Source organism: Ilumatobacter nonamiensis YM16-303, from assembly GCF_000350145.1.
In the GTDB taxonomy this organism is placed as follows: Bacteria; Actinomycetota; Acidimicrobiia; order Acidimicrobiales; family Ilumatobacteraceae; genus Ilumatobacter_A; species Ilumatobacter_A nonamiensis.
On sequence record NZ_BAOL01000264.1, the window covers coordinates 1 to 2548 of the forward strand.

The following is a 2548-nucleotide window of genomic DNA, read 5'->3' on the forward strand; positions in this document are numbered from 1 at the left end:
GCCATCCGGTGTCTGACACCCGATGGCACACGCTGGTGATCAGCTCGTGACGACGTAGGTGGTGGAGTCGGCGAAGATCGGGGTGCCGGGGGAGAGGTAGAGCGTGGTTCCGTCGAGCGCGATCGCGAGTTCGTGGCCGACGGCGGTGTGGCTCTCGCCCGGGTCGAGGCGGATGAGCACCACGCCGGCTTCCGGGAGCGGATACCGACCGTCGTCGACGTCCATCACCGGGTCGACCAGCGGAGTCGGATCGACCACCTCGAGCAACAGATCGACATCGACGTGCTTCGACGTGAGGCCTCCGCGGACGACGTTGTCGGACGCGTTCATGAGCTCGATCCCCGAACCGTGGAGGTACGCGTGCAGATTTCCCGCCGTGAGATGCAGCGCCTCGCCAGGGGAGAGCCGGACGTAGTTGAGCAGCAGCGTGACCGCGACGCTCGGATCGTCGCCGTACATGTCGCACAGCCGTTGCGCCCACGCCAGCTGCGGGTTGCCGGCAGCGTCGGCGCTCGCGACCGTCCGCAGCGTCGGGGTCGCATCGAGTTCGAGCCGATACAGCTGGGCCATCACCGCTCCAGCACCGTCACGGGCGACCGCGTCAGCGAGGTCCTCGGCGCCGAACGAACGAAGGAACTCGACCGTTTCGTCGTCGCGACGGAACCCGCACAGTGCTTCGAAGTCGGTCAGTGCGACCAGCAGTTCGGGCTTGGCGTGGGCATCGGCGAACACGCCCCTGGCGTAGCCCTCCTCGGCCTGTTCGGTCGTCGGGTGGGCCTGCAACGACAGCGGTTTGGCCGCCGACAACACCTTCAGCAGAAACGGGAGTGGACCGGTGATCTCGGCCAACGGCGTGCCGTCGTCGAGCAGCGTCGGGCCGTTCGGATGAGTGCCGAGCCAGAGTTCCGCCCACGGCTTGCCTTTCCCCGCGAGGCCGACGAGCTGTGGGATGAACTCGGGGTCGCCCCAGTCGTAGTGCTGGACGACGCCGTCGACGATCCGCACCGGCATCGGGTCAGACGCCGAGTTCGTCGGCTCGAGCGACGACGCCATCGCGCTCGGCACCGATGGTCGTGGTGTCACCATGGCCGGTGTGGACCACCGTGTGATCGGGGAGCGCGAGCAGCACGTCACGGATCGATGCGAGGATCGTCGGCTCGTCCGAGTACGAACGCCCGGTCGCTCCGGGTCCGCCGCAGAACAAGGTGTCGCCGCTCATCACAGCACCGGTGGCGACGTCGTGGAAGCAACAGCAACCCGGCGAGTGACCGGGCGTGTGCAGGATTCCGAGTTCGTGGCCGCCGGCCTTCACGGTCGATCCCGGCTCGACGGGTCGGTCCGGGGTGTCGTCGGGATAGACGACGTCCCACAGCATGCGGTCGGCCTCGTGCAGCAGGATCGGAGCGTCGACTGCATCACGCAGCGCGACCGCCGCGTTGATGTGGTCGTTGTGGCCGTGGGTGAGCACGATCCCGCGGACCTTTCGCCCGTTGACCGCGTCGACGATCGGCTGATGGTCGTGGGCGGCGTCGAAGACCAGCACCTCGGAGTCGTCGCCGACGATCCAGATGTTGTTCGTGACCTCCCACTCGCCGCCGTCGAGTTTGAAGACGCCGTCGGTCGTGACGAGTTCGATGCTCATGATCCGATCCTCACAGCACCACGACCGAACGCAGCACTTCGCCGCGCTCCATCTTGTGAAAGGCCTCTTCCACGTCGCCGAGTTCGATCGTCTCGGAAACGAAGCCGTCCAGATCGAGTCGACCCTGCAGGTAGAGGTCGATCAACATCGGGAAGTCCCGTTCGGGCAGGCAGTCGCCGTACCACGACGACTTCAGCGCCCCGCCCCGACCGAACACCTCGATGAACGGCAGCTCGATCGTCATCTCCGGGTTGGGTACACCGACGAGGACCACCGTGCCGGCCAGATCACGGGCCTCGAAACACTGCTTGTAGACCGCGGGATGGCCGATGGCCTCGATGCACACGTCGGCACCGTTCCCGTCGGTGACCGACTGGACAAACTCGACCGGATCGGTGTCCTTCGAGTTGCAGGTGTGGGTGGCGCCGAAACCTTTGGCCCATTCGAGTTTCGTGTCGTCGATGTCGACTGCGATGATCGTCGATGCTCCCGCGAGTTGTGCGCCGGCGATCGCCGCGTCGCCCACGCCGCCGCAACCGAACACGGCAACGCTCTGTCCGCGGGTGACGCCGCCGGTGTTCATGGCGGCGCCGAGACCGGCCATCACGCCGCAGCCGAGAAGTCCGGCAGCGGTCGCCGGCGCCGACGGGTCGACCTTCGTGCACTGGCCCTCGTGGACGAGCGTCTTCTCGCAGAACGCCCCGATTCCGAGTGCCGGTGACAGCTCGGTGCCGTCGGTGAGGGTCATCTTCTGTTCGGCGTTGTGCGTGTCGAAGCAGTACTGCGACTCGCCTCGTTTGCAGGCGCGGCATTCGCCGCAGACCGCACGCCAGTTGAGGATCACGTAGTCGCCGACCGCGACGTGGGTGACACCCGAGCCGATGGAGTCGACGGTTCCCGCCGCCT

At 66.8% G+C, this 2548-nt stretch carries 3 protein-coding genes; all 3 read right to left on the reverse strand.

Annotated features, from left to right (window positions below):
- Positions 1 to 39: 39 nt before the first annotated feature.
- On the reverse strand, positions 40 to 1011 hold the full coding sequence (manA, locus tag ON45_RS19275) for a mannose-6-phosphate isomerase, class I (RefSeq protein WP_158412532.1): 972 nt from the start codon (positions 1009 to 1011) through the stop codon (positions 40 to 42).
- Positions 1012 to 1015: 4 nt separating this feature from the next.
- The gene (locus tag ON45_RS19280; RefSeq protein ID WP_040496194.1) at positions 1016 to 1642 is read right to left on the reverse strand and encodes an MBL fold metallo-hydrolase; all 627 of its coding nucleotides are present in this window, start codon (positions 1640 to 1642) and stop codon (positions 1016 to 1018) included.
- Between the two features lie 10 nt (positions 1643 to 1652).
- On the reverse strand, positions 1653 to 2548 hold an 896-nt coding region (locus ON45_RS19285; protein ID WP_040496196.1), incomplete at its 5' end, for an S-(hydroxymethyl)mycothiol dehydrogenase.

Bases quoted from the DNA above. Each gene is read 5' to 3' on its own strand.
- ON45_RS19280 (WP_040496194.1), bottom strand. From the start codon at position 1,642: ATGAGCATCGAACTCGTCACGACCGACGGCGTCTTCAAACTCGACGGC.
- manA (WP_158412532.1), bottom strand. From the start codon at position 1,011: ATGCCGGTGCGGATCGTCGACGGCGTCGTCCAGCACTACGACTGGGGC.